Raw genomic sequence first — 3,623 nt, 5'->3', positions numbered from 1 at the left:
GGATGTTCATCAGCGTGGCGCTGTACCGCCGCACCCCGGATTCCGTCTGCGGCGCGAGATCCGTGCCCCCGCAGACGACGGTGACGTCACCGGCCGCCATCGCCTTCAAGGCCTCGACCAGGTTGCGCGGTGCGAGATAGGTCTTGATTTCCTGCATCATCAGCATTCGATTCCCGAGTGAGCGGAATGTTTCCGGGGTGGCGGCAACTTCACGCCGCAGCGTCATCGGACAGCACCACCAGCGCATCCACCACGACCGGCTCCCGGACAGCTGCTGCAGTGCCGCAGCAAGTTCGCCGGGCTCGCTGCCGCGGATCGACGCCGGTCATCGTCTTACCGCTCGTTCGACTTGTACCTTGCTGCATCGGGACTGCACACAGCCTTGTTTGGGCCACAGCCTATATCTGCTCACCAGCGGAGCACCAGCCGTCCGGCGACCTCGCCGGCGTCGAGACGATTGAGGGCCTCGGCGACGTCATCGAGCCCGACCACCTCGGTCGCCACGGCCAGCCGTCCACACGCAAACTCATTCAGGAGCTGCGCCTCGAGCCCGTCGGGCAGCCGCCGCCTGCGCATATTCAGAGGCAAGACCTCGACGTCGCCATCCAGCAGGTTCCGAAGGTCGAACGTCACCGTGCTCCCGGCGGTGTAACCAATGAGCACCGCACGGCCGCCAGACCGGACGCTTCGTAACCGCGCAGGAAGCTGGGAGCCGCCGACGGTGTCGACAAGCAGGTCGACGCGCTCGGTGGGTGGGTCGCCGCCCGGGAGGACGAGCTGGGTGCCCGGCGGCAGCGCGGATGCGTACTCGCGGGATCGCAGCCATGCGACGCACCCGCGCACCCCGCGGCCGTGCGCGAGCTGCAATACGAGCGAGCCGACGGCGCCGGAGCCGCCGGTAACGCCGAGCCGCTCCCCGGGCGCGAGCCGGCCCAGATCAAGGGCACTTGCCGCAGTCAGCGCGACCGAGCCGCAGGCTGCAGCAACGACAGCTTCGATGCCGTCCGGCACGGGCGTCACCGCACGTGCCGGGCAGGCGACGAGCTCCGACCAGGTCCCGGGCCGGTTCGCGCCGAGCCCGCCGCCGTAGACGCGGACGAGCGCTCCCTCCCGAATGCGCCCGCAGTCGACGCCCGGGCCCGCCGCGATGACGCGGCCGGCTCCCTCGAGACCAGGCACGTACGGGAGCGGCGGGTGGTGGGGGAGTCGGCCGCGCGCAACGTCGAGATCGTGCCGACTGAGCACCGTCGCCTCCAGGCGTACGAGCACCTCACCCTCGCGGGTCTCCGGTGCCGGGCGGTCGCCGAGGCGCGGCGGCTCGCCAAACGCGTGGATTGAGAGCGCGTTCAATAGGAGCGAGGCAGCCTGAGGTCGTGCTGCGCGAGGTAATTGAGGGTCATCTCATCGGAGACGGGGCTCAGCCGGTAGAGGCGGAGGTTGCGCCAGTGACGCTCGATGCCGGACTCGGAGACGTAACCGGCCCCGCCGTAGACCTGTATCGCCCAGTCGGCCGCATCGAGCGCTGCATGCGCCGCAGCAAATTTCGCCATCGCAGCTGCAATGCCGCAATCGCGCTTCTGGTCGTACAGCCAAGCCGCCTCGTACACCTTCAGCTTGGCCGTCTCGAGCGCCACACGCGCCTTTGCGAGCGGGAACTGCAATCCCTGGTAGGCGCCGATCGGCTTGCCCCACGGTTTCCGGTCCAAGGCGAACTCGACCGCCTTGCGGATGCAGAGGTTGCCCGTCCCGATCGCGGCCGCCGCGAGGATGATCCGCTCCGGGTTGAGGACGTCGTAGAGCGGCCCCCACGCGTTGCCCTCCTCGCCGACGACGTTCCCGGCCGGGATCGCGTAGTCGGTGAAGTACACGGCATTCGTGTCCATGAAGTGGTTGCCGAGTTTCTTGAAGGGGTGAGCGCTCACCCCTTCATCCGGCAGATCCCCGAGGAGGAGCGAGATGCCACGCGTGCGGTGCTCGGAGTCGTACGGCCTGGTACGCGCCATGACGACGATGTGCTTCGCCTGCCGCACGAGCGAGATGTAGACCTTCTGGCCATTGACGAGGTAGCGGTCGCCGTCGAGTGTCGCTTTCGTCCGGATCCTCGTGATGTTGGAGCCCGACTCCGGCTCGGTGAACGCGCCCGCCCACATCTCGCCGGCGACCAGGCCTGGCAGGTACTTCTCCTGCTGCTCGCGGGTGCCGTGCCGGTCGAGGAGGCAGCCACCGAAAACGGGACCGCCCAGGAAGAGCGATCCGGCCTCCATGCCGCCACCGCCCTCGGCTACCCCCTCGACCGCGACCGTGAGATCCAGCAGGCCTTTGCCGAGGCCGCCGAACTCCTCCGGCAGCGCTATGCCGAGCAGGCCCTGCTCGGTGAGCGAGTTCCAGAACTCCGCCGGGAAGCGGTACTCCTCGTCGACCGCCTGCCAGTAGCGGTCCTCGGTACGGCCAGCGAGCTCGAGCGCAAACGTGCGCAGTTCTTGCTGGCTCTCGTCGAGGTCAAAATTCATGCGCAGTTCTCGCCGAGGTGGAAACTCATGCACCCGCAACGGGCACGTCGCCGTCAGCCGAGAGCGGCGTCTCGTCGCCGGGCTCAACGGCGGCCACGACGCGAGCGATTACGAGCGGTCCGAGCGGCGTCCGCACTGCGCCAACACGTACGTCGCCCCGCTGCGCGACCCCCTCTAGTATCCCGGAGCTGACTGGCTCACGCCGCCAAGCACGTGCTCCGCAGGCGGGACAAAGCAGACGCTCCGGGAACACCGCCCGGCCACATGCTAGGCAAACAGGGATCTCAATGGTCATGTTCTTTCCAGGACGACGGCGTTCGCGCACGCGCCGTAACGGTAAAGGACCATGCCGTAGCCGGTGACGACCGCAAGACGAGCCTTGGCAACCTGGCGCTCGCCCGCCTCGCCGCGCAGCTGCCTCACTGCTTCGACGAGACCGATCATTCCGCCTGCGGCGCCGGCCTGGCCGGCCGAGAGCTGGCCGCCGGAAGTATTCACCGGCATCCGTTCCTCATCGAGGCGGCGGAGGAAGCGCGGGAGGTCGCCGTTCGCATAGCCGAGATCGGCGAGTTGCGCGAGCGCCATCGCAGGGTAGTCATCGTAGACGGAGACGACGTCCATCCCGTCCGGCCCGACACCGGCATCGCGCCAGAGGTCGGAGGCGAGGTCGGCAATGCCAGTGCGCAGGCCGTCGCCTTCCTGGCCATCATGGTTGTGTAGCGCGCGCAACGCACGCACGCGGACGCCACCGCCAGTCGCGCGCACAACGAGCGCGTCGGCGCCGCTCACGACCGGCACGCAGTCGAGTCGGTGCAACGGAGCGGCGACCACCGGCGCGGCGAGGTAATCCTCAAGCGTCATCGGCGTGCGATAGATGGCGTCCGGGTTCAGGCCGGCCCAGCGGCGCTGGGCGACGGCGAGATGGCCGTAGTCCTCGCGGCTGAGCCCGTGCTCGTCCATCTGCTTTCGCGTAAGCATCGCGAACAGGGCGTTCGGCCCGCCGTGCGGGATGCCCGCGAGTCGGCGCGCGGTCGTGCGGTTGTAGTTGTCGACGAGTTGCTTGAAGTCCTCAGGGCCGAAATGGTCGCCAGAGAGGAGCACGACCGTCGACGC

General features: G+C 68.5%; 4 protein-coding genes and 2 pseudogenes. 1 reads left to right on the top strand and 5 read right to left on the bottom strand.

The window, feature by feature from the left end; all coding sequences use genetic code 11:
• From IT540_RS02515 to IT540_RS02505, 3 genes and pseudogenes are all read right to left on the bottom strand, one after another.
• Positions 1 to 226 (bottom strand): annotated as a pseudogene (locus IT540_RS02515) (hypothetical protein); the annotation flags it as partial.
• Between the two features lie 182 nt (positions 227 to 408).
• Positions 409 to 1,350 (bottom strand): zinc-binding alcohol dehydrogenase family protein, encoded by a 942-nt coding sequence (locus IT540_RS02510; RefSeq protein ID WP_291172789.1) that lies wholly within the window; start codon positions 1,348 to 1,350, stop codon positions 409 to 411.
• Positions 1,347 to 2,510: an acyl-CoA dehydrogenase family protein gene (locus tag IT540_RS02505; protein ID WP_291172787.1), complete on the bottom strand. Its 1,164-nt coding sequence runs from the start codon at positions 2,508 to 2,510 to the stop codon at positions 1,347 to 1,349. The genes IT540_RS02510 and IT540_RS02505 overlap by 4 nt, the downstream gene beginning before the upstream one ends.
• Here IT540_RS02505 and IT540_RS02500 point away from each other — a divergent pair.
• On the top strand, positions 2,509 to 2,688 hold the full coding sequence (locus IT540_RS02500) for a hypothetical protein (protein WP_291172785.1): 180 nt from the start codon (positions 2,509 to 2,511) through the stop codon (positions 2,686 to 2,688). The two genes, IT540_RS02505 and IT540_RS02500, sit on opposite strands and share 2 nt — an antisense overlap.
• A gap of 39 nt (positions 2,689 to 2,727) precedes the next feature.
• Here IT540_RS02500 and IT540_RS20810 read toward each other — a convergent pair.
• Together IT540_RS20810 and IT540_RS02495 are read right to left on the bottom strand one after the other, a co-directional pair.
• A pseudogene (locus IT540_RS20810) lies at positions 2,728 to 2,805 on the bottom strand (zinc ribbon domain-containing protein); the annotation flags it as partial.
• The coding region (locus IT540_RS02495) for a thiolase family protein (RefSeq protein ID WP_291172783.1) at positions 2,802 to 3,623 on the bottom strand (822 nt) is incomplete at its 5' end. The pseudogene IT540_RS20810 and the gene IT540_RS02495, both read right to left, overlap by 4 nt.

The organism is Hyphomicrobium sp., from assembly GCF_020852195.1.
Taxonomy (GTDB): Bacteria; Pseudomonadota; Alphaproteobacteria; order Rhizobiales; family Hyphomicrobiaceae; genus Hyphomicrobium_C.
The sequence above is the reverse complement of the archived record's forward strand: the minus strand, read 5'-3'. Positions and strand labels throughout refer to the sequence as shown.